The 22,314-nt window shown below is 36.6% G+C and carries 19 protein-coding genes and 2 tRNA genes; 11 read left to right on the forward strand and 10 right to left on the reverse strand.

The window, feature by feature from the left end:
- Positions 1-242 precede the first annotated feature (242 nt).
- Both ACU1LP_RS01735 and ACU1LP_RS01740 read left to right on the forward strand, forming a co-directional pair.
- The gene (locus ACU1LP_RS01735) at positions 243-1,478 is read left to right on the forward strand and encodes a metallophosphoesterase (protein WP_445735387.1); all 1,236 of its coding nucleotides are present in this window, start codon (positions 243-245) and stop codon (positions 1,476-1,478) included.
- A gap of 130 nt (positions 1,479-1,608) precedes the next feature.
- On the forward strand, positions 1,609-1,905 hold the full coding sequence (locus ACU1LP_RS01740; RefSeq protein WP_445735388.1) for a thioredoxin family protein: 297 nt from the start codon (positions 1,609-1,611) through the stop codon (positions 1,903-1,905).
- A 109-nt stretch (positions 1,906-2,014) separates the two neighbouring features.
- On the opposite strand, the gene ACU1LP_RS01745 is transcribed toward ACU1LP_RS01740, so the two are convergent.
- On the reverse strand, positions 2,015-2,701 hold the full coding sequence (locus ACU1LP_RS01745; RefSeq protein ID WP_445735389.1) for a polysaccharide deacetylase family protein: 687 nt from the start codon (positions 2,699-2,701) through the stop codon (positions 2,015-2,017).
- A gap of 3 nt (positions 2,702-2,704) precedes the next feature.
- Complete coding sequence (locus tag ACU1LP_RS01750; RefSeq protein WP_445735390.1) at positions 2,705-6,226, reverse strand: protein O-mannosyl-transferase family; 3,522 nt, start codon at positions 6,224-6,226, stop codon at positions 2,705-2,707.
- Between the two features lie 327 nt (positions 6,227-6,553).
- On the opposite strand from ACU1LP_RS01750, the gene ACU1LP_RS01755 reads away from it, so the two are divergent.
- Positions 6,554-6,626, forward strand: a tRNA-Gln gene (locus ACU1LP_RS01755).
- Between the two features lie 268 nt (positions 6,627-6,894).
- On the opposite strand, the gene ACU1LP_RS01760 is transcribed toward ACU1LP_RS01755, so the two are convergent.
- The 8 genes from ACU1LP_RS01760 to ACU1LP_RS01795 all read right to left on the reverse strand — a co-directional run bounded on the left by ACU1LP_RS01760 (position 6,895) and on the right by ACU1LP_RS01795 (position 14,476).
- A tRNA-Val gene (locus tag ACU1LP_RS01760) sits at positions 6,895-6,972 on the reverse strand.
- A 106-nt stretch (positions 6,973-7,078) separates the two neighbouring features.
- Positions 7,079-8,299: a bifunctional folylpolyglutamate synthase/dihydrofolate synthase gene (locus ACU1LP_RS01765; protein ID WP_445735391.1), complete on the reverse strand. Its 1,221-nt coding sequence runs from the start codon at positions 8,297-8,299 to the stop codon at positions 7,079-7,081.
- Between the two features lie 3 nt (positions 8,300-8,302).
- Positions 8,303-9,151, reverse strand: coding sequence for an energy transducer TonB (locus ACU1LP_RS01770; RefSeq protein WP_445735392.1), 849 nt, complete (start codon positions 9,149-9,151; stop codon positions 8,303-8,305).
- A 139-nt stretch (positions 9,152-9,290) separates the two neighbouring features.
- A complete protein-coding gene (locus ACU1LP_RS01775) occupies positions 9,291-9,683 on the reverse strand; it encodes an ExbD/TolR family protein (protein WP_445735393.1) in 393 nt (130 codons plus the stop codon).
- A 1-nt stretch (position 9,684) separates the two neighbouring features.
- Positions 9,685-10,386 carry a MotA/TolQ/ExbB proton channel family protein gene (locus tag ACU1LP_RS01780; protein ID WP_445735394.1) on the reverse strand — a complete coding sequence of 234 codons (702 nt, stop codon included), beginning with the start codon at positions 10,384-10,386 and terminating at the stop codon, positions 9,685-9,687.
- A 191-nt stretch (positions 10,387-10,577) separates the two neighbouring features.
- Complete coding sequence (nhaD, locus tag ACU1LP_RS01785; RefSeq protein ID WP_445735395.1) at positions 10,578-11,972, reverse strand: sodium:proton antiporter NhaD; 1,395 nt, start codon at positions 11,970-11,972, stop codon at positions 10,578-10,580.
- 7 nt (positions 11,973-11,979) lie between these two features.
- The gene (locus ACU1LP_RS01790; protein WP_445735396.1) at positions 11,980-13,206 is read right to left on the reverse strand and encodes a Glu/Leu/Phe/Val dehydrogenase dimerization domain-containing protein; all 1,227 of its coding nucleotides are present in this window, start codon (positions 13,204-13,206) and stop codon (positions 11,980-11,982) included.
- Positions 13,207-13,405: 199 nt separating this feature from the next.
- Complete coding sequence (locus ACU1LP_RS01795; RefSeq protein WP_445735397.1) at positions 13,406-14,476, reverse strand: anhydro-N-acetylmuramic acid kinase; 1,071 nt, start codon at positions 14,474-14,476, stop codon at positions 13,406-13,408.
- A 94-nt stretch (positions 14,477-14,570) separates the two neighbouring features.
- Here ACU1LP_RS01795 and ACU1LP_RS01800 point away from each other — a divergent pair, with 94 nt between their 5' ends.
- The 8 genes from ACU1LP_RS01800 (at position 14,571) to arsS (ending at position 22,243) form a co-directional block, all read left to right on the forward strand.
- Positions 14,571-15,713, forward strand: coding sequence for an acyl-CoA dehydrogenase (locus tag ACU1LP_RS01800; protein ID WP_445732572.1), 1,143 nt, complete (start codon positions 14,571-14,573; stop codon positions 15,711-15,713).
- 244 nt (positions 15,714-15,957) lie between these two features.
- Positions 15,958-16,806: a helix-turn-helix domain-containing protein gene (locus tag ACU1LP_RS01805; protein ID WP_445732573.1), complete on the forward strand. Its 849-nt coding sequence runs from the start codon at positions 15,958-15,960 to the stop codon at positions 16,804-16,806.
- A gap of 347 nt (positions 16,807-17,153) precedes the next feature.
- Positions 17,154-17,795, forward strand: a complete 642-nt coding sequence (locus ACU1LP_RS01810; RefSeq protein WP_445735398.1) for a hypothetical protein — start codon at positions 17,154-17,156, stop codon at positions 17,793-17,795.
- A gap of 11 nt (positions 17,796-17,806) precedes the next feature.
- A complete protein-coding gene (locus tag ACU1LP_RS01815; RefSeq protein ID WP_445735399.1) occupies positions 17,807-18,862 on the forward strand; it encodes a T9SS type A sorting domain-containing protein in 1,056 nt (351 codons plus the stop codon).
- 135 nt (positions 18,863-18,997) lie between these two features.
- Entirely contained in the window at positions 18,998-19,489 is a 492-nt protein-coding gene (locus tag ACU1LP_RS01820; RefSeq protein ID WP_445735400.1) for a hypothetical protein, read from the forward strand.
- Between the two features lie 59 nt (positions 19,490-19,548).
- Positions 19,549-20,211 (forward strand): hypothetical protein, encoded by a 663-nt coding sequence (locus ACU1LP_RS01825; RefSeq protein ID WP_445732577.1) that lies wholly within the window; start codon positions 19,549-19,551, stop codon positions 20,209-20,211.
- Positions 20,212-20,771: 560 nt separating this feature from the next.
- Positions 20,772-21,107 carry an arsenosugar biosynthesis-associated peroxidase-like protein gene (locus ACU1LP_RS01830; protein ID WP_445732578.1) on the forward strand — a complete coding sequence of 112 codons (336 nt, stop codon included), beginning with the start codon at positions 20,772-20,774 and terminating at the stop codon, positions 21,105-21,107.
- Positions 21,108-21,190: 83 nt separating this feature from the next.
- Positions 21,191-22,243 carry an arsenosugar biosynthesis radical SAM (seleno)protein ArsS gene (gene arsS / locus ACU1LP_RS01835; RefSeq protein ID WP_445732579.1) on the forward strand — a complete coding sequence of 351 codons (1,053 nt, stop codon included), beginning with the start codon at positions 21,191-21,193 and terminating at the stop codon, positions 22,241-22,243.
- The last annotated feature ends 71 nt before the right edge of the window (positions 22,244-22,314 follow it).

Here is a 22,314-nt window from a genome sequence, read left to right on the forward strand (position 1 = left end):
TGGTTGCTATAAATTAGTTTTTGACTGCGCTCGAACGGACAGGAGAACCAAAACTACGAAAACTATTTTTGATTTACGTTTTACAAATTCAGAATTCAGAATTATGAATGTGTGTGTCCAAACTTGAAACTCGAAACCTTGAACCTTGAATTTTTAACCTTGAATTTTGAATGAAACGTTTAACAATTTCATAAGAAAATCAAAATGTGAAATGAGTAACTTTACAAACTAATTTGAATTTTATGCTTCGTTGGATTATTTTCCTCATCCTTTTTGCCATCATCGATTTATATGCATTTCAAGCATTTAAAACAGTTTCCAAAAACAATTGGTTCCATATACCATATTGGGTTATCTCCATAGTAGTGGTCGGTAATTTTATTTTTAATTATTACGGGTTTAATAGAAGGGACGGATTTTCGCATGCCCATGCGTATGCATTTGGGTTTCTTGTAGCGATTTTGCTCCCAAAAATAGTGCTTTTAATAGGCATGTTTGCCGAAGATGTATTTAGAGTGCCACAAGCTATTTACCGTTATTTTACCGAAGGGGACTCTGCTAAAGGAAATTATTTCCCATCACGCAGGCAGTTTGTTAGCCAAATAGCCTTGGGTATAGCGGCTATTCCATTAGCCTCCGTAATTTATGGTATTTATAAAGGAAAATACAATTATAAAGTTTTAAAATACACCTTGAATTTTGAAGATTTGCCCGCAGCTTTTGATGGGTATAAAATTACCCAAATCAGTGATATCCATTCCGGGAGTTTTGATAATATGGATAAGGTAAATTATGCGATAGATTTAGTAAACGACCAACAAAGCGATGTGATCTTGTTTACCGGCGATATGGTAAACAATAAATCAGATGAGCTTTTGCCGTATATGAACGTTTTCAATAAATTAAAAGCGAAGGATGGATTGTTTTCTATATTAGGGAACCATGATTATGGTGATTATGTTACTTGGGAATCTGAAGAAGCCAAACACCAAAATTTGGAGGATTTAAAAACGCTTCAAAAAGAATTGGGGTTTGATTTGCTGTTGAACGAAAGTAGATTTTTGGAAAGAAACGGCGAACGCATAGCTTTGGTAGGTGTAGAAAATTGGGGCATAGGCGGCTTTAAACAGGCGGGCGATTTAAAAAAAGCATCCCAAAATATTAACGAAAACGATTTTAAAATTTTAATGAGCCACGACCCAACCCATTGGGAAAAAGTAGTGATTAACGATCCTTACAGGTATCATTTAACATTAAGCGGGCATACCCACGGCATGCAATTCGGTATTGAAATACCCGGTTGGTTTAAATGGAGCCCCATTAAATGGCGTTATAAATATTGGGCAGGTATTTATAAAGAAATGGACCAATATATTAATGTAAATAGAGGCTTTGGGTATTTAGCATTCCCCGGGCGCGTGGGGATATGGCCAGAAATAACCGTTATTGAGCTTAAAAAAGGAACGAGTATGACTTAATGGTTTCTGTTTTTATATAGAAACCAATGGCTTGTTTTTATGCGTATGCATTATAAACACTGCATTTATTGATATTTTAGAAAAATTGCGTAGGTTTGTATAAGTACATTTGACTAATAAACAAAAAAGTATGTCAAAATTTGGGGAACTTATTGATGTGGAAATTCCTGTTTTGTTAGATTTTTTTACAGAATGGAATGATGATTCTACAGCCATGCATGCTGTTCTAAGAGATGTAGCTGCTGCACTTGGCGATAAGGCTAAAGTCATTAAAATCGATGTTGAAAAAAATGAAGAGCTAGCCGAAGCATTACGCGTAAAAGCATTGCCCACTTTGATTATCTACAAAGATGGCGAAATGAAATGGCGCCAAAGCGGGGAGCAAGATGCCAATACGCTTATTAGTATCATCCAAAAATATGTCTAATATTCCTGCGAAGGCAGGAATCTCATAAATTTTAACTAGAATTTTCAACTTTTTTCTACGTTTAATACCACCATTTCATCTTATTTCTAAAGAAGGGAATAAATCTTTTTCAACTTATTGATTCAAAAGCAAATCCTTTTTCACTAAAATATTCCAATACTTTAGGCAAAGCAAATTGCATGTTTTTTGAAGCTTTGATGCTGTCATGAAACACTACAATACTTCCGCTTGTGGCTTTTGAAGTCACATTTTTTAAACAGGTTTCTTTTGATGTTTCTTGTTCCCAATCAAACGATAGCACATCCCACATGATTATTTTGTAGCCCAGTTCAATAAGTTTTTTTCCTTGTTTGGGGGTTATTTGTCCGTAGGGAGGACGGAAGAGATTGATGATTGACGAATTACGATTAACGATTAACGATTTTTGATTAACGAATTTTGATTTTGGAATTTGAATTTTGAAAACGTTTTCACATGATTGGATATTAGCCAAATAATCTTTTGCTTTTGTTTTCCAACCTTTAATATGGTTTTGGGTGTGGTTGCCAACGGCATGCCCTTCCTCTAAAATATTTTGGAAAATATCGGGATGTTTTTCCACATTGTTTCCAATACAAAAAAAAGTTGCTTTTGCGTTGTATGTTTTTAAGACATTTAATGTCCAATGGGTGATTTCTGGCGTTGGGCCATCATCAAACGTAAGATAGATCACTTTTTCCTTGGTCTCAATGTCCCAAATGTAATTTGCGAACATCTTCTTTACAGCCAAGGGTGTTTTTACAGGTGTTAAGGTCATGCCTTACTCGGTTGTTATATCTGTACTATCTTGAACAGGGATATCTACATCCCGTTTTTTGCTAGGTTTGTCTTCTTCCCCATTGTCTCCATAAAAATGCTTGAACAATTTTAAATACGAATTGAACACATCGCCTTCTTTTTCAGCAAAATTGATATCGTATTTTACCAAAACATCCACCAATCCTTTGTAGCGTTGTATGTCGGTATAGATTTCTTCAAACAAACGCTCTTGGTCGCTGGGTTTTAAACTGCTGTAATAGGTTAAATTTTCCTGGTATTTTTTGGCGACGTCTTTATATAGTTTTTGGGCTTTTTCCTTGTTTCCAACTTCATAGTAAGCACTGATGTAAGGTTCTAAAAGCGTATAATATCCAAAATACTCTACGGGCATGTTGGTCATGGCAATGTCTGCCACTTTTTCGGCTTTGTCCAATTTCTTTTCGGTAAGCAACTGTTCTATGAGTCGCGCCAAATTACCACGGTAGGTTATGGAATTTTTACGGGTTTCCGGATCGTGGTAAATGTTTGGACTGCCACTATTGCCCCAATCCCATTTTTTGACTTTTTCATACATTAACTCGCTATCAACACGTCCCATATCAAACGGGTTCGCTCTATCCACCGGTGTTTTTATAGGCACCAGTTTGTAGCACATGCCATCTAATTGCAGGTAGTCTTTCATCCAAATATAATCATCATCGCCAAAGCTTCCACCAGTGAAATAAATTGGTCGCTTCCATTCATTATTGGCAACAATATCCAACATTAAAAGTCTGTTTTTGTACAACGCACCGCCTTTAACATGAATCACAATGTCCGACACTATTTTATCGGCATCCTTGGGCTTCACGATGCCGGATTTTAAGGCATTTTCTTTATTTACGGGAATTCGTAAAAATTCAGTCGGCATATAACTGGCGTTTAAATCCTGACTTCTAACTTGCGAAATATCGATGCCTTTTTGTTCTAAAATATACTTGTACTTGGTTTTAGGATTATCACTCGCAATAAAGTCTAAAAACTGCTTTACATACAAGGTGTCCTTAATTACAGGTTCAATAATAATATAATCGTTAGTACCGTATTTGTATAAATCGTGTGTTAATTGCGAAGGAATCGGCTCACTTTCATAGGCTTTACGTTTCATTTGGTCGATATACCAATCCGTTTGAAACAAGCTCGTATTAACAACACGTACATCTGTTCTATAGCCTTCAATTTCTTGGGCGTACCAAAGTGCAAACGTATCGTTGTCACCAATAGTGAACAAAATGCCATTTTCGTCACAGGAATCCAAATACATCTTAGCCATCGCTCTGGCGGTGTATTTATCCGATCGATCGTGGTCATCCCAATTGTTTGCTACCATAATTAATGGAACAAATAGTGAAATAGTTATTATTGATAAAACCCTATTTTTATTAGACTTCAATATCTTTTGAATAATAAAAGTAATTACATCTATTGCAAGAACTATTATTGAAATTAAAAAAAGAAAGTATATTAAGTTATTTATTATAGACATGAAATATCTAAAATTATTATCAGGTAAATTGTTTAATAATAAATTCAATAGAAAACTTAAAATAACAAGAACACATGCAATAATTGCCTCATGCAGAAGAAATTTAAATTTATTTTTTATGTTATTAAGTAATCTATCAAATAACCCATAAACCCCGAAACCGATCCAAAGGGCAAAGACGTAAAAAGAACCCACTACCGAATAATCACGCTCGCGCGGTTCAAAAGGGCGCACATTGGTATAAAATTGAATGGCAACACCTGTAAAAAGGAAAAACACCAACAAGGTCCAGAACAGTTTTTTGTCTTTGTTAAACAAAAAGAAGAATCCTATCAACCCTAAAATAAACGGCAATAAATAATAGGTGTTTCTGCCTTTATTGTTTTTAACATCACTAGGCAAATTGTTTTGCGGATAGCCCAATAGTTTTTCATCCAAAGGTTTTATGCCCGTTATCCAATTCCCATGATTGTCATATCTTCCTTGAATGTCATCTTGCCTTCCCGAAAAATTCCACATAAAATAACGCCAGTACATATACCCCAATTGGTATTGGAACATATAGGTGATGTTATCCCATAAAGAGGGTTTTTCAACATCAATATAACTTTTGTATCGTTTTAAAAAGTTGTTATAATCTTCATAATCCACATGGCCTTTGGCAACATCACTTTTAAAATTGGCAACTGCATTTTGCAATTCTTTTTCCAGTTGGTACTCAGGTTTCAGTTTAAAATTCAAATACCCTGAAAAGGTCATGTAATTTTCGGCATGTTCTGCACTCCACATACGCGGTAAAATAGCGGCGTGCTCGTGGTTATAGTTTTGCTTCGCCTTTTTATAGTCGTTCACTATAACGTATTTGCCTTTAGCCTCGTCTTTTTCATATTTAGGTTTATCGTCCACATACGGATTTTTTTCATCCAAATAGGCATATTGGTCGGTAAACAAAGGGCCGTAAAACAAGTGTGTTTCCGGGTATTGCTCTAAATTATAATAGGCTAATAATTCCCTGGCACTGGAGGGGTTGTTTTCATTAATAACCACATTGGCATTGGCGCGAATGGGAAGCATCAACCAGGTAGAAAACCCAATGATGATAAAGGTTATGCACAAAATACCCGTATTAACATGCACCCAGCCTTTTTTGCGGGTGTAATGTATGCCATAGTAAATTACGGATACTAAAAGGATGCCCGCTATAATAGACCCCGAATTGAAAGGAAGCCCAATGGAATTGACAAAAAATATCTCAAAAACACTAAAAATATTAAGTATGTTGGGTGCCAACAATTTAAAAATGAACAATAAAATAGCCACCGAAACCACATTGGCAATGATGAAATTTTTAACGGTAACGGTTTTATAATTTTTAAAGTAATAAATAAGACCGATGGCAGGAATGGTCAATAAACCCATAAAATGCACACCAAAAGAAAGCCCAATAATAAACGAAATTAAAATTAGCCAACGGTTGCCCCTCGGTTTGTGCATGTCTTGTTCCCAGCGTAAACTTAACCAAAACATAGCAGCCATAATCAATGTGGCCATGGCATACACTTCGGTTTCAACGGCATTGAACCAAAAAGAATCGGTAAACGAGAACGCTAAGCTACCAACCACGCCACTACCTAAAATGGCCATCCCGTTTTCTTTAGTGATGTCTTTTTTAGTCGCAACCAGTTTTTTTAATAGTAAGGTAATGGTCCAAAACATAAACAGAATGGTAAAGGCACTCGAAACGGCGCTCATCATATTCATCATAAAACCAACTTGCGAAGGTTTTAGAGCAAACATAGCAAAAAACGCTCCAAGCATTTGAAATAAAGGCGCTCCAGGAGGGTGTCCTACCTGTAATTTTGCCGAAGTTAAAATATATTCGCCAGCATCCCAAAAACTAACGGTAGGCTCTACCGTTAGGCTATAAGTAATAAGTGCTATTAAAAAAGTAAACCATCCTAAAATGGTGTTCCATTTTTTAAAATTGAAATCGGTCATATTATATAATTGTAGTTATCTATGTAGTTTAAAATTCCAATCCCGATAGCTAACGGGACCAAGTTCCAAAACCCTGAACCCTGAACCTTTTAATCAGATGCGAATTTAACAATAAATATGGTATTCAGAATGTTTTTAAGTAAACGTTAAGTATTCGTAATTATTTTTCAAGAAAATGCTTGTGAAAATAAAACTTTGTGCTAAATTTGCACCCTCATTTACACATTGGCTTATGGTGTTCCCGATAGCTATCGGGACGGCAACACAAGCAAATGGAAATTAATTGAACAAAAGTTTAGAATTTTACTTTAATAAATTCGCCAGCATTGGCTTATGGTGTAACTGGCAACACGTCTGGTTTTGGTCCAGAAGAGTCTAGGTTCGAGCCCTAGTAAGCCAACATAATTGTAAAATCCTGATTCTATTTTGAGTCAGGATTTTTGTTTTTAGGGATAAAGCCCAAAGGGCGAGAAGTTTATCCCGATGGAATATCGGGGAGCCCTAGTAAGCCAACACAAATTGTAAATCCTGATTCTGAACTGAGTTAAGATTTTTTTATTGGTATCAAATAGAGTTAAAACTATGTACTTATTAGATTGGTTGTTGTTTTTCCAGTGGTAATATCATATAAATCAAAAAATCCTAAAGCAAAAACTTTAGGATTTTTTTGGTGGGCAATGAGGGATTCGAACCCCCGACCCTCTCGGTGTAAACGAGATGCTCTGAACCAACTGAGCTAATTGCCCGATATTTTTAAATAAAAGGATTTCGGAAAACCCTCACTATTCCTATGTAATTGGGATGCAAATATAAGTTAGATTTTCATTCTGCAAAAACTTTTTCAATAAAAAATTAAATTATTTCTGCTACCACAAAAGTGCTTCCGCCGATAAAAACAAAATCATTGGCATTGGCGTTATATAACGCATTATTATATGCTTCATTCACAGAACCATAAGCATCACCTTTCAATCCAAAATTACTTAAAAATCCTTTTAATTCTTTAGCATCCAACCCACGTGGAATATCTGGTTTACAGAAATAATAAGTCGCATTTTTAGGTAATAAATCTACTATCGAACCCAAATCCTTGTCATTTACCACACCAAAAACGATGTGCAACTTTTCAAATACTTCATTGGAGAGTTGTTTCATCACATAGGTTAAACCGTCTTTATTATGGCCCGTATCACACACTACTTTTGGGTTTAACTGCAAGGTTTGCCAACGCCCCATCAAGCCTGTGTTTTTAACGGCATGTAATAAACCGTTTTTAATGTTTTCCTTTGATATATTGAATCCTTTTTCCTGTAACTCCTTAACAGCTTGAAGTACGGTAATGATATTCTTTTTTTGATAAGCACCAGTTAAATCTGATGTATGGTTTTCTGTAAATTGTTGTTGGTCGGCAAACACAATCCTAGATTTGTTTTTTTCTGCTAAATCTTTAAAAATTGCCGTTGTTTCCTTTTGGGTTTCACCAATAACTACAGGGATATTCGGTTTTATGATCCCTCCTTTTTCAAAAGCAATCGCTTCCAGCGTATCACCAAGAAACTGTGTATGGTCTAACCCAATATTTGTAATAACCGATACTTCTGGTGTAATAATATTTGTAGAATCCAACCTGCCTCCCATGCCGACTTCAATAACCGCAATATCTACTTTCTTCTTTTTAAAATATTCGAAAGCCATTCCCACGGTCATTTCAAAAAAAGACAAGGAGTTTTGCTCAAAAAACAATTTGTTACGCTTTATAAAACCGTTGACAAACTGTTTGCCGACTTCCTTTCCGTTTATTTTAATACGCTCTCTAAAATCCTTTAAATGTGGCGAGGTATATAACCCAACTTTATAACCAGCTTCTTGTAGTATGGACGCTAACATGTGGCTTGTTGAACCTTTTCCGTTGGTTCCTGCTACATGTATGGTTTTGAAATGTTTTTCTGGGAAATTTAAGTGTTCTGCTAGTTTTATGGTATTTAACAAGTCTTTCCGAAATGCCGATTGACCCTGCCGTTGATACATGGGCAGTTGCGAAAACATCCAATCGAGTGTGTCTTGATATGGCATGGATTATTGACCTAATTGGAAGTTTACTTTTACAAAACCTATTTGTTTTGTCGGCGCATTGGGGTCTGGTGCCCATTTATGCGATAATGCTATTTTTTTTGCGGGCTCTAGCAAGCAAGCCGCTGTGTTTGTAGTACCTCTTACCCCTGGTTCTGCTTCTATAACGTTCCCATTTTTGTTTACAACAATTCTAATGATTACCATGCCAGATTCGTTACAATCCTGTTTAAGAGTTTGGTAATTAGCTTTCCCCCTTCCGTTAAGTCCGTAACCTACCCCACCACTACCTGTTCCTGGACCACCAAAATAACTAGGCGCATACGGATCGCCATCTAACTGCCCTTTATCCCCTGCTTTAGTATCGTTTCCTTCACCGCCTGTTGCTGTTCCCTCAGATTTGCTAACGCCACCAATTAAAGCATCCAGTTTTTTCTTTTTCTCATCAAGTTCACGCTTTTCCTTGGCAACTCTTTCGGTTTCAGCCTTAGCTTTGGCATCGGCAATGGCTTTGGCTTTATTTTCAGCTTCTTTTTGCTTTTTTATGGCTATTTCTTCAGCATTATCGGCTGTTAAAACTTCTTCTTTGTTTTCTGAAGCTTTGGTAGGTTCTGCTTTGGTTGGTTGTACTTCTGCTGGTTTGTTGATGTTTACAGGTTCTGATTTTATGGGCTTTAAAGGTTGAACAGTTCCTGAACCAAAATCGGTTGTCCCAAAATTTACCGCAACCCCGTATTCCTCTGGAGGATCCATGTAAGGAGCACCAACCACAAACAACAACAGCAATAATATAACAGTAATTAAAGCTGTTAATTTTGCTGAATTTCTTTCATGTGTGGTTTCGAAATACTTCATTTGGATTAATGATTTCGGTTCAAAATTGTTTATTGTGAGTTATTTTTTGGTTTTGTACCTTCTTTGCGGTTCTTAATGCAATAGCTATACCACAAAGGTTCACAAAAAATAAACAAAGTTACTGTTTCTGATACTAAAATTATTCAGGCTTTACAGCTAATATTACTTTAAATTTATTTCTATTGGCTATGTCCATCACCTTTACAACATTTTCAACGGGCACCGATTTTTCAGCCCTTAAAACAATGGTCGGTTTTTCTTCTGAAGAAAGCACTGCCAACAATTCATTTTCCAGAACACTTTCGCCCACACGTTTTTGGTCTATATAATAAGTTAAATCTGCTTTGATACTTACCGCTACAGATTTCTTGTTCTCGGTCTTTCCACTGGCTTTGGGCAATAAAATATCAATAGCGTTTGTAGAAACCAAGGTGGAAGCAATCATAAAAAATATAAGTAGTAAAAAGACAATATCTGTCATAGAAGACATATTGAATTCTGGCGAAACTTTATTTCTTCCTCTAATATTCATACTATGATGGTTCGTTTAAATGGTCCAGAAACTCCAATGAATTGGCTTCCATTTGATACACTACCTTATCGGTTTTTACTACCAAATGGTTGAATGCCATAAAAGCGACAATTCCAACAATTAATCCTGCTACGGTAGTGGTCATAGCGGTGTAAAGTCCGCTGGCCAAAACATCCATTTGTATGGTGCCTCCTGCGTTCGCCAATTCAAATATGGCCAATATCATGCCTATTACCGTACCAAGAAACCCTATCATGGGGCCTGCACCAGAAATAGTGGCCAACATACTTACGTTTTTTTCCAGTCCATAAATTTCCAACCTTCCTGCATTTTCTAGAGCTGTATTTATATCAGCAAGTGGTTTTCCAATTCTGGTTATGCCTTTCCCTATCAATCGGGATACAGGTGAATTTACTTGAGCACAAAGTATTTGGGCAGAATCAATTTTCCCATGGCTTACATGGTCTTTAATTTGATTCATAAAATTAACATCTACCTTCGATGCCGCTTTAATGGCGAATAACCTTTCAAAATAAATATAAATGGCTAAGACAAGCATTAAAAACAAGACACCAATTATAAGTTGTCCTGCCAGCCCACCGCTACTGATCAATTCAATTATTGAAAGTGTTTTTTCTACGGGCTCCACATTAGTAAGTGCCTCAGCGGTTTCTTGGGTAGTTTGCAATATTGTATTTAACATATAAATTATATTTCTTGAACTGTATAACGAGTGTTTTTGTGTTTAAGTATAGAAAATTTTTTTTTTGCTTAGATTCCCGTTTTATTCATTGTTTTTTATTTCAAAATAATAAATTGATGAATCTTCCCATTTTACGGGAATGGCAATTTGAATGGAAACCTCGAAGCAGCGCATCGAGGAGCTCTTTTTAATTAAAATAATGTTCTTGTTACCATAAATGCTGCCGACCCTACAAGAAAACCAATAGCGGCAAGCCATGAAATCTTTTTTAGGTACCAGAAAAAATCTATTTTTTCCATTCCCATGGCTACAACACCAGCCGCTGAACCAATAATTAACATACTACCGCCGGTACCTGCGGAAAATGCCACAAAATGCCAAAGCTCATTATCTATGGGTTCAGAAAACATCCCTAAACTGGCCGCCACTAATGGTACATTATCTATAACCGCAGAACCAACTCCTAACAGTAACATAACCAAATCGGACACACCTGCATGGTGTAATTCTGTACCAAGCATGGGCAGGGTTTCTTTTAAAGATTCAGCAAACCCGAATAATATTCCTAAGGACTCCAATGCCGCTACGGCCATTAAAATACCTAAAAAGAACAAAATACTGGGCAATTCTATTTTCGATAGCGAACTATGAACGGGACTGTGATGTGCATGTGCATCACTTTCTTCAAAATCCGTATCGGTCATACTAAATTTTGAGGAGCTATAAATTTCAGCAAAAACCGCTACCACACCTAACGACAACATCATGCCCATATATGGTGGCAAATGGGTTACCATTTTAAATATGGGAACAAACACGATGGCACCAAGCCCTAAATAAAGCATGGTGCCACTAAATTTTGATTTCTTCTTCTCCTTTACCTCTTCTTCAATTTCCAGATTGCCTTTAAAAACCGGTAAAAAGGAAGCTATGAATGCTGGAACTGCCATACTTAAAAATGACGGCACAAATAGGTATCCAATTAAATACCCTGTTGATACTTTTTTACCAATCCAAAGCATGGTGGTGGTAACATCGCCAATAGGCGACCAAGCACCACCTGCATTTGCAGCAATTATTATTAAACCGGCGTACCAAATACGCACATCTCTGTCTTTTACAATTTTTTGAAGAATTGAAATAAGGACAATGGTTGCGGTAAGATTATCTATAATAGCAGATAAGAAGAAAGCTAAAATGGAGAAAATCCATAATATTTTGGTTTTCTTTTTGGTTTTTACAAAATCTTTTATAGTTGAAAACCCGTCAAAATAATCTATAATTTCAACAATGGTCATCGCCCCCAAAAGGAACACCAATATTTCTGACGTTTTACCAAGGTGATGCAACAAGGATTCTTCCATAAGAACCATTTTTCCTTCAGAAGAGAGTCCTACAAAACCTTCAACCAAACTATAGGCCTCAGAATCAAACCATTGTGAAAAACTCTCTAAACCCAAAGCTATCAATGCCCAACTAATGGCCATCATAACCAATGCTGGTATAAGTTTATCAATTTTAAGGTTATGCTCCAAAGTAATGGCCAAATAACCTATTACAAATACTAAAATAATTGCTGCTTCCATAAATTAATTAAATAAGTTGGCTTAATGCAATTTCAAATGCGGTTGCACTGATACCGGTTTTAGATTGGTTTTTGTTATATACATTTTGTATGGCTTCTTTAATTTTGTTCGATGTATCGTTAAAAATGGCTTCATCGGTCATTTGCACACGGCGTTCCATAAAATAAGCAAAAACCCTTGCCATTCCACAGTTTGAAATAAAATCGGGGATTAAACTCACTTTATAATCGGCGTGTTCCATGATAGGGCCAAAGAAAATTTCCTTATCTGCGAATGGCACATTCGCACCACAGGAAATAACCTCTAAACCGCTATCTATCATTTCATCAATTTGGTGAATGGTAATTAAACGCGACGCTGCACAAGGAGCAAAAATCTCCGTTTTAATAGCCCAAATTTTTTCATTTATTTCTTCAAAAGGAATCAAATTTTCATTCATTAATGTGTTTCCGGATTTGGCCAAAAACAGATTGGTAATATCCTCAAAAGTAAAACCTTTTTCATTGATTAAACCACCCGCAATATCGATAATTCCAACCACTTTTGCACCCATTTGCGACAAATAAAATGCAGCCGCGGCCCCAACATTTCCAAAGCCCTGAACCACAGCGCGTTTCCCTATTACCGATCCTCCATAAATACCATAATAATGCTTTACCGCTTCGGCTACACCAAAACCGGTTATCATATCGGCAATGCTGTACTTTTTTGAAACATCAGGAGAATAGCCAGGGTTTTCAATAACTTTGATAACCCCATGCCTTAATTGCCCAATGCGGTTGATTTTATCGGCTTCCGTAGGTTTAAAATGCCCATTGAAAACACCCTCTTGCGGATGCCACACCCCACTTTCTTCGGTTATTGGAATGACTTCATGGGTTTCATCCACATTTAAATCGCCCCCCGTTCCATAATAACTTTTAAGCAACGGCGAAACCACTTTGTACCAACGTTCTAACACGCCTTTTTTTCGTGGGTCTTTAGGGTCGAAATCAATGCCCGATTTGGCGCCTCCAATAGCAGGCCCCGAAACCGTAAATTTTATTTCCATGGTTTTTGCCAACGATAAAACCTCATTCATATCAAGTCCTTTGCGCATACGCGTTCCGCCTCCAGCGGCACCACCCCGTAACGAATTTATAACCACCCAACCCTCAGCTTCTGTCTCGGAATCCTTCCAATTAAAAACTATTTCAGGTGCTTTGTCTTCGTACTTTTTTAATAATTCTTTCATTTCAACAATAAAATTGGTGCCATTTTAGCTACTACTATTATTGACCCCTCCGCCTATCGGTACCTCCCCTTGAAAAAAAGGGAGGAATTATTAAGGTGTTTACTTGTAATGACTTGAACTTCCTAAATTTAATTTTTCAGGTATTTCATATTATTTCAACAAATATAAAAAACTAAAATCCGTGAAAGTTAAATTTTGATTATTTTTTAGGATGATACATTTTACCAGAACTATGGTTTTGTTTAGCACCGGTAACGCTTTGCAAACAATTTACTTCGTTTCGCAATTTTAAAACGCCTAAAAAGCCAAATATGAGGGCTTCCTTAAATTCTATAATGGATTTTGAAGGTATGGTGATATGGTTGTTTGAATGGTGCATGAGCCTATTAGTTACATAGTCATTATAAACGCCGCCGCCAGTTACCAAAACCGAAACGTTGTTTTTTTTATTGATTTCTGAAGAAATTTGAATGGCGACATGTTCAACAAATGTTTTTAAAATATCCTTTACTTCCAATTGAAAGGAATCCACTAAAGGAAAAATGTTTTTATCTACCCATTCCAATCCAAGCGATTTAGGATATGCCGCTTTGTAAAAATCTAAATCGTTCAATTTATCAAGTAAACCTTCATGAACGGTTCCTGTTGAAGCTATGTGCCCTTTATCATCATAATCAAACCCCAATCGCTTCACATATTTATTCAAAACGATGTTTACTGGGCAAATATCATAAGCAATGCGGGCGCCATCAAAATCGCTGGAAATATTGGCGAATCCACCTAAATTCAAACAAAAGTCGTATTCTGAAAACAACAATTTATCGCCAATGGGCACTAACGGTGCGCCTTGTCCGCCCAACTCAACATCCTGTACCCTAAAATCGCAAACCACGGTTTCGTTCAATAAATCCGCTATTTGTGGCAGATTGCCTATTTGGTACGTGAGCCCTTTATCGGGCTGGTGCCATGCGGTATGGCCGTGCGAACAAACCGCATCAATACGCTTAATACCATTCTTATAAATAAAATTATTGATAACCTCAGATAAATAGATCGTGTATTTGGTATCTACCTGAAGCAATTCTTCAGAATCAAAAGAAATTAAATCTTTAAGAACATGCTTCCACGCATTGTTATATGCCATAGTTTCAGCACAAAAAATTTCAAAATGCCATGTTTTACTAAAATAAAAAGTCGCATAAATTAAATCAATCCCATCCAACGATGTTCCGGACATGATCCCAATGACATTATATTTAGATTTTACCATACTAGACAAAAATAAGAATCCTCATTGAAAAATTGACACTAAAAAGCTATATTTGCACACATTTTTTAATAAATCAATAAATTAATTGAGAATTATGGATTTTAGTTTGTCTGAAGAACATATTATGATACGCGATGCCGCTCGCGATTTTGCGCAAAACGAATTGCTGCCAGGCGTTATAGAACGCGATGAAAATCAGCATTTCCCTAAAGAGCTTGTTAAAAAAATGGGCGAATTGGGCTTTCTGGGCATTATGGTAAATCCTAAATATGGTGGCAGTGGCATGGATAGCATATCGTATGTTCTAATTATGGAAGAACTTTCAAAAGTTGATGCATCGGCCTCGGTTATTGTTTCGGTTAATAACTCCTTGGTTTGCTACGGTTTGGAGGCGTTTGGTTCTGAGGAACAAAAACAAAAATACTTGACCAAATTGGCTACTGGCGAGTTTGTGGGCGCCTTTTGCTTGAGCGAACCTGAAGCGGGCAGTGATGCGACTTCCCAAAAAACATCGGCCATTGATAAAGGTGATCATTACCTAATTAATGGCACAAAAAACTGGATTACAAATGGCGGACGTGCCGATGTGTATTTGGTTATTGCACAAACCGACAGGCACAAAGGCTCCCATGGAATCAATGCTTTTATTGTGGAAAAAGGCACGGCAGGATTTCATGTGGGCCCAAAAGAAAACAAATTGGGCATCCGCGGAAGCGACACCCATACTTTACAATTCAATGATGTAAAAGTGCCCATGGAAAACCGCATTGGCGAGGACGGTTCTGGTTTTAGGTTTGCCATGAGAACCCTTTCTGGCGGACGTATTGGCATTGCGTCGCAAGCTTTAGGGATTGCTTCTGGCGCTTATGAATTGGCATTGAAATACTCCAAAGAACGAAAAGCTTTTGGAACAGAAATATGCAACCATCAAGCCGTTGCTTTTAAATTGGCAGATATGTACACCGAAATTGAAGCAGCACGCTATTTAGTTATGAAAGCCGCTTGGGATAAAGACCAAGGCAACAACTACGATGTATCGAGTGCCGTGGCAAAATTATATGCATCAAAAGTGGCGATGGAACATTCCGTGGAAGCAGTGCAGATTCATGGCGGCAATGGCTTTGTAAAAGACTATCATGTGGAACGGTTGATGCGTGATGCAAAAATTACCCAGATTTATGAAGGGACTTCAGAAATCCAGAAGATTGTGATTTCGAGGAGTTTGATTAAGGCTTAATTTTTATGAATATATAAGACTCAACTCATGTTGGGTCTTTTTTTTTCAATATTTAATCCGAATTTCGGTCTAAAAACTGATGTGAATTTTTATCAAAAAAGAAAACGTCAATTTGATTATTCTTCTTTTCAAGAATAAGGTAAAGTTATGGTTTTCTAAATCATTTTTTCCGGTAAAATAAATATTCGTAAATTAATGGTTTAAAAGTTTCTGTGGAATATTATAAATCCAATTGTCTTTTACAATGTTTAAAACTTATACTCCGTCCAAAATTCTTCAGCCATATGTCGCATTTTTATATACTATAAAATGCGACCGATCAGATTATGAAAATACCATCAGCGAATTTTGTGTACCAAGTGGATACGGGCATATGGGATTTCACCTAAAAGGATTTTTTCACATAATTCAACGAAATAAAAAACAGGATCTACCTAAATACTATACGGTAGGACAACAAACAGAACGCTATTATATTAATTCGAACTCAGACTCGGCAGAATTATACGGCGTTACATTTGAACCCTGTGGCATATGGCATCTATTTGAACCGAATATGTCTTTAATGACCAACCAAGCTATAACAACAAATTCCCTTCTTGAATGGGACATTAAAAAATTCACTGAAAACTTTGAAGCCGAACAGTCAACCGAATCAAGATTACAGCTTATTGAAGATCTTTTAATTGATAAATTTTTATCCATTAAACCCCAGACGAATATTATTGAGTCGGCAATACAACTTATCAAAGCAAATTATGGCTGTTGCTCCATAGCCTCCCTTATTGGAAAACTTGGAATAAGCGAGCGCTATCTAGAAAAAAAATTCAGTCAAATGGTGGGTATCACACCCACCACTTACAAGCGCATTGTTAGGTTCAATTATATGTTAGCAGAAATCAAGGCGGATACTCCCACGGACTATAAAATGTTGAGTGCTTTGTTCAACTATTATGATTTTCCACATTTTTCCAAGGATTTCAAAAAATATTGCGGGGTAAGTCCAACGAAATTCGATGTGGACAAGTTCAACTTTCTTCAAGAACTTATTGCATCCAAAGCTTTCCTTACAGAAAATACCCAAAATAATTAATTAAGTACATACCTTATAACTCTCGCCATCAATTTTCTAAAGGGCGGTTTTTTACAACGGTGTTCCACCCATTCCTCTTAACTTGTTACAACCTTAATATCAGATTTGTAAGAATTATTTGAGTCCCCATCAAAAATGCAATTCTATAAATTAACTTGATTGTCATACATATGAGAGTCATTTACGGAAAAACTTGCACACTGATCCACTTCGTTTTTTGTTAAAATGAATTGTGCAAATTAAGAATCATTCTATTAAAGCTTAAATAAAAATTGAAATATCAAAAAATCATTAAAGCTTTAGAAAAAATTTCACCATAAATAATGTAAACCAATAAATAAAACAATATGAAAACACTACTATCTTCAATCCTCGCCTTTTTTATGACCCTCTCCATGAGCGCCCAAGTAGGCGTTAATAATCCCAATCCAGAACAGGCACTGGACGTTAACGGTAAGGTAAAATTGACCAACGATGCTATTGCGCCTTCAGCTGGCACCATGCGCTATGATGCGACCTCAAGTGACTTTGAGGGTTATAATGGAACACGATGGAATTCTTTTACTCAAAGTCGGTCTTCTGGGTTGCCATCTAATCCTGTTCCGGTATATGGATATTCTTCAACTCCTAGTGAATTTGACGCTGTACGATCTGTGAGTTTTGGTCGCTGGGAAGGTTCTAGTTTTAGTCAAGTTCCAACGGGAAAATATTTAATTGTGACCTCTATCTTTTTCCAACAATCCGGCCCCAGTCCAGATAGAGAATATAATGTTACTATTGGGCCTGCAACTGGAGTTTCTATTAGTTCAATTTTTAATGGCGCTTTAGTATTGGCCGGCAAGGGTCTTATTAATATGGTTAATAGTGATAGTGCCCAATCTCCTATATTTGTATTGAAACCAGGTCAATATCTTACTTTCAGCAATAGCACGTCAGGAGGTGTAAGAATAAACATCCGAGGTTTCCTTGTAGATGATTTAAACTATTAAAACCAAAGATTATGAAATATTTATTGATACCTATATTATTTGCAGGCTTACAAAGCTTGCAAGCACAAAAAGGACTTTTTATTTCGTCCGATGGTTTTCTCCACAACGAGAACAGCGTTATAACAATTGTTGATGGAGAATTCGTGAGTGAAAGCAGCACCGTGTTAAATGGTGGCTCACTTCACATGAAAGGTTTGGACGGCAACGCACATCAGATGGTGCTAAACTATCCAAATACACTTAATTATTTGGAATTGTATGGCAGTTCAACTTTAGAACTTGAGGGAGCTTTAACTCTTAACGGGGAACTTCTTCTTGAGGACACGGCTGCTTTCAAAATGAATACAGGGAGCCAATTAACTTTAGGACCAACCGCCGAAATTGTGGGTGAATCCAACACCAATACTATTAATGGAGCCGACGGCACGTATATCAAAACCACAAGAAACCATGCAGCCGGCGTTACAAATGATTTTGGTCAAATAGGTGTTGAAACCCGTAATGGAAGCACCATGGGAAGCACCGAAATATTTAGACGCTATGGCACTTTTGATATTGCTGGAAACCCAACTGTTAGAAGGTATTATGAAGTCAATCCCACCGTTAATACGGGCTTAAATATGGAGGCACGTTTCTCTCTTACAGACAATGACCTTAACGGATTAAATAGAAACAATCTGGCGGCTTTTAGAAGTACGGACAATGGCACCACGTTTACCAATGAAGGTGGCACTCCCACAACGTTTTACCATTCGGTTTCCAATATTGATGCCTTTTCCCTTTGGTTTTTTGCAGATGCTTCCTCACTAAGTGTAGAAAATCTTACTGATTTTGGGGAAAGCATTTCCATAGCACCCAACCCTGCAAGCCATCACGTAAACATCCTGTCTAATAACGGTACGGATATCACTTCCGTGGAATTATTTAATGTTTCAGGGCAACAGATTCAGGCACATGTAACGAACAATAACATGTTGGATGTCCGCAACCTATCCGATGGGATGTACTTTTTAAAAATCAATTCCCAAAAGGGTTCTGCGACCAAAAAGTTAATTGTTAAAAGATAACAAAAAGAATAGCATACATAAAAAAAACGTATTACAAATTAAATTCAAAAAATTATGAAAACACTAAAATTAGTACTCGTATTGTCAGTCTCAATCTTATGCAATGTTGCATTTTCACAAGGTGGCATATAAAATTTGCAAAAAGCAAGTGCTACCACAGAAACGGAAAATGCACAAAGCGCTCGAGAAATTAGGCAGAATGCCAATAGTGATATTATGAATCTTAAAGAGCCTGAAAGCATATTTGGAAATGAGGAAGCCGACGCTTTTTACGCAAAGATTATCTCCAAAGACAATGGTCAAATTCAAAAATGGGCACATTCGGTCGCAAAACAAAATATCTATAATGTGCCAAAAGAATCAGATATAAAAAAATCACCATCCGGACTGGAATTCACATCCTTAAAAGATTCAGACCGCAAATTGTTGCATTTTCTTGTCATGGCCGAACGATGCAAAGTATTAAAAGAAAAAATCAAAAAAAATCAAAAATACAACTCTCTTAATAAAAAGGAATCACAAAAATTGAGAGAGATGTTGAGAATTTTAGAAAAAGAAGTCGAAAAGATGGGTTCAGTTCTAAAAAAAGAGGACGATACAAAAAAGGCGGTTATAGGAAAAGTCTAAATAATTACAGGAAATAGGCTTTTATGTTTAATAAATCCATTAATTTAAAACTTAAAATTATGAAAACAATAAAAACCATTATAGCCCTTTTGTGCTTTTTGCCTGCCTTTTCGCAAGTAGGCGTTAACACCAGCACGCCCCAACAGGCACTCGATGTGAATGGGAAAGTACAGATTGGCGACGATAGTACGCCCGAAACCAATGGCACCATGCGGTACAATACAACAAAAAGCGATTTTGAAGGCTATAACGGTGCCGGTTGGCAGTCTTTTACACAATCTAAAAATGGGCTTCCCAGTAATGCGAAAATGGTGTTTGGTCGTCTCAATAGTTTGGAACACAATTCATTTCCAGAGTATGTCTCTTTCTATGACGAGAAGGGCACAGAAGTAATCAAGGACTTTTTGTTTAAAGGTAAATATCTTTTAATAACGCACATTTCAATTTCTCCAAGTTCTTTGAATGATATTTTAGAAGAAGCAACTTTTTATTCTATATCAATAAGTTACGGACCAAATATAGAGAAGCTTTCCGGCAAATATACTGGTGGCACTTTATATCAGAGCGATGCTGGATATGCCCCTCTCGGAATTATAGAAGATGGTGACGCTCTCTCCATAACAAATTCTGTAATATCACTACCTTCAGGATATAAACAATTTGAGTCTGGAATAGATATTTACGTGGTGGGCATCTTGGTGGACGACCTTGACTTTAATTAACAGGATTTTAAATCTCTTAAAATAGACCAATAAAAACAGTTACTTCCAAGAGGTTCATTAAAAATACCAAAGAAGCTATTAATCAGTTTTTTGTAAAAAGGAAACCACTTTTAAAAGAGTTGATTTCCTTTTTTTGGTTTTAATTTCTTTTGAAATCGCTACTATTGCAGAATCAAAAAAACAGCACATGATTTCAAGAAAAAACGCTTCCATTTCAAAATGCATCATCCATAAAGTCGGCAATAAATTCAACGATACCAAAAATGCCTTTTCAGAAAAACTGGTCGATTTTGACGAAGCCCGTTAGCTTGTATTTTGAAACCATATACCAATTTACGATTTTATTTTGTTCGAAAAACCTTGAATTTATCATCGGCTCTTTTAAATTCATTAATAGAATAAAATTATATTAAAAACGCAGCATATCTTAAGCAACTGATTCACTTAGAATTACATAAACCCGAGGTGATATTTTTTAAAATATCACCTCGGGTTGTTAAGTACTACCAATCTTTCCGACTTTATTCAAATAGATTTATATTTACTGAAAAATAAATTTTATGGAAAAGACCTATTACGACCCCGCCGATTTAAAAAAGTTTGGAAAAATCTCTGAATGGAACAAAGAATTAGGCACTAAATTTTTTGAATACTACGGAAAAGTTTTTGAAGAAGGTGCTTTAACCGAAAGAGAAAAATCGTTAATAGCCTTAGCGGTGGCGCATACCATTCAATGCCCATATTGCATTGATGCTTATACGGGCGATGGTTTACAACGCGGCATTACCAAAGAAGAAATGATGGAGGCACTCCATGTTGCCGCTGCCATTCGAGGTGGCGCATCATTAGTTCATGGCGTACAAATGATGAATAAAGTGAATAAGTTAGAAATGTAAATTGATTGCCGATTTTAGAATTACGATTTACGATTGAGTTAGAAATCGTAAATCGTGACTCATAAATCGTAAATCCAAAAAATATGATTAAATCCCTACATAAACGCGAAAGCGAATTAGCAAATAGCAAACGGCAATTGGAAATTTTATCGAACGGTATTTTCCAAAAAGGCGCCTTACCAACTTTTAAAGAAAAGATTTCTGAAACAAACCAATTCCCCTTAAAAGCCAAAAAGTTGGAGATTTTACAGATCAATGTTGGTTATATGTGCAATCAGGTTTGCGAACATTGCCATGTGGATGCAGGCCCGGACCGAACGGAAATCATGGCCCGCGAAACCATGCTACAATGCTTGGAGGTTATAAAAAATACCGGAGCCCATACCTTGGATTTAACAGGAGGCGCACCTGAAATGAATCCACATTTCCGTTGGTTTGTTGATGAAGCTTACAAAGCAGGTATCAAAGATTTTATTGTACGCTCCAATCTCACGATTTTGCAGGCCAATAAAAAGTACCACGATTTACCGGAATTTTTCAAAAAACACCATATACACATAGTAAGTTCGATGCCACATTGGACCCGTGGGAAAACCGACAAACAACGTGGCGATGGCGTTTTTTACACTTCCATAAAAGCCTTGCAAGAACTAAACGCAGTGGGCTATGGGATGCCAAACAGTGATTTGCGATTGGATTTGGTTTACAATCCTTCGGGCGCCTTTTTACCGGGAAACCAAACATCCATGGAAAAAGACTTTAAAAAGGTATTGTTAGATGAATTCAACATACGTTTTCACAATTTATTTGCCATCACAAATCTACCAATCAGTCGGTTTTTGGATTATTTGATCGCTTCAGAAAACTACGAAGATTATATGTATGCCTTAGTGGAAGCTTACAATCCTTCAGCAGTAAAAAACGTCATGTGCACCAATACACTTTCTGTAAGTTGGGATGGGTTTTTGTACGATTGCGACTTTAACCAAATGCTACAACTTCCTGTAAACAGCAAAATAAAACATATTTCAGATTATAATGAAGATTTATTGGAAGGCAGAACCATTGTTACCTCACAACATTGTTATGGCTGTACCGCAGGTGCCGGCAGTAGTTGCCAAGGCAGTGTTGCTTAATTCCTGCGCAAGCAGGAATCCCATTATTATGAAAAACTTTATATTATACATAGTCCTTTTATTTTCAACTC

Source organism: Mariniflexile sp. (assembly GCF_052728615.1).

Coding starts and splice junctions, on each gene's coding strand:
- ACU1LP_RS01740 (WP_445735388.1), top strand. CDS start 1,609: ATGTCAAAATTTGGGGAACTTATTGATGTGGAAATTCCTGTTTTGTTA.
- ACU1LP_RS01815 (WP_445735399.1), top strand. CDS start 17,807: ATGAAATATTTATTGATACCTATATTATTTGCAGGCTTACAAAGCTTG.
- ACU1LP_RS01805 (WP_445732573.1), top strand. CDS start 15,958: ATGTTTAAAACTTATACTCCGTCCAAAATTCTTCAGCCATATGTCGCA.
- ACU1LP_RS01810 (WP_445735398.1), top strand. CDS start 17,154: ATGAAAACACTACTATCTTCAATCCTCGCCTTTTTTATGACCCTCTCC.
- ACU1LP_RS01770 (WP_445735392.1), bottom strand. CDS start 9,151: ATGAAGTATTTCGAAACCACACATGAAAGAAATTCAGCAAAATTAACA.
- arsS (WP_445732579.1), top strand. CDS start 21,191: ATGATTAAATCCCTACATAAACGCGAAAGCGAATTAGCAAATAGCAAA.
- nhaD (WP_445735395.1), bottom strand. CDS start 11,972: ATGGAAGCAGCAATTATTTTAGTATTTGTAATAGGTTATTTGGCCATT.
- ACU1LP_RS01830 (WP_445732578.1), top strand. CDS start 20,772: ATGGAAAAGACCTATTACGACCCCGCCGATTTAAAAAAGTTTGGAAAA.
- ACU1LP_RS01790 (WP_445735396.1), bottom strand. CDS start 13,206: ATGAAAGAATTATTAAAAAAGTACGAAGACAAAGCACCTGAAATAGTT.
- ACU1LP_RS01780 (WP_445735394.1), bottom strand. CDS start 10,386: ATGTTAAATACAATATTGCAAACTACCCAAGAAACCGCTGAGGCACTT.
- ACU1LP_RS01825 (WP_445732577.1), top strand. CDS start 19,549: ATGAAAACAATAAAAACCATTATAGCCCTTTTGTGCTTTTTGCCTGCC.
- ACU1LP_RS01735 (WP_445735387.1), top strand. CDS start 243: ATGCTTCGTTGGATTATTTTCCTCATCCTTTTTGCCATCATCGATTTA.
- ACU1LP_RS01745 (WP_445735389.1), bottom strand. CDS start 2,701: ATGACCTTAACACCTGTAAAAACACCCTTGGCTGTAAAGAAGATGTTC.
- ACU1LP_RS01750 (WP_445735390.1), bottom strand. CDS start 6,226: ATGACCGATTTCAATTTTAAAAAATGGAACACCATTTTAGGATGGTTT.
- ACU1LP_RS01795 (WP_445735397.1), bottom strand. CDS start 14,476: ATGGTAAAATCTAAATATAATGTCATTGGGATCATGTCCGGAACATCG.
- ACU1LP_RS01765 (WP_445735391.1), bottom strand. CDS start 8,299: ATGCCATATCAAGACACACTCGATTGGATGTTTTCGCAACTGCCCATG.
- ACU1LP_RS01775 (WP_445735393.1), bottom strand. CDS start 9,683: ATGAATATTAGAGGAAGAAATAAAGTTTCGCCAGAATTCAATATGTCT.
- ACU1LP_RS01800 (WP_445732572.1), top strand. CDS start 14,571: ATGGATTTTAGTTTGTCTGAAGAACATATTATGATACGCGATGCCGCT.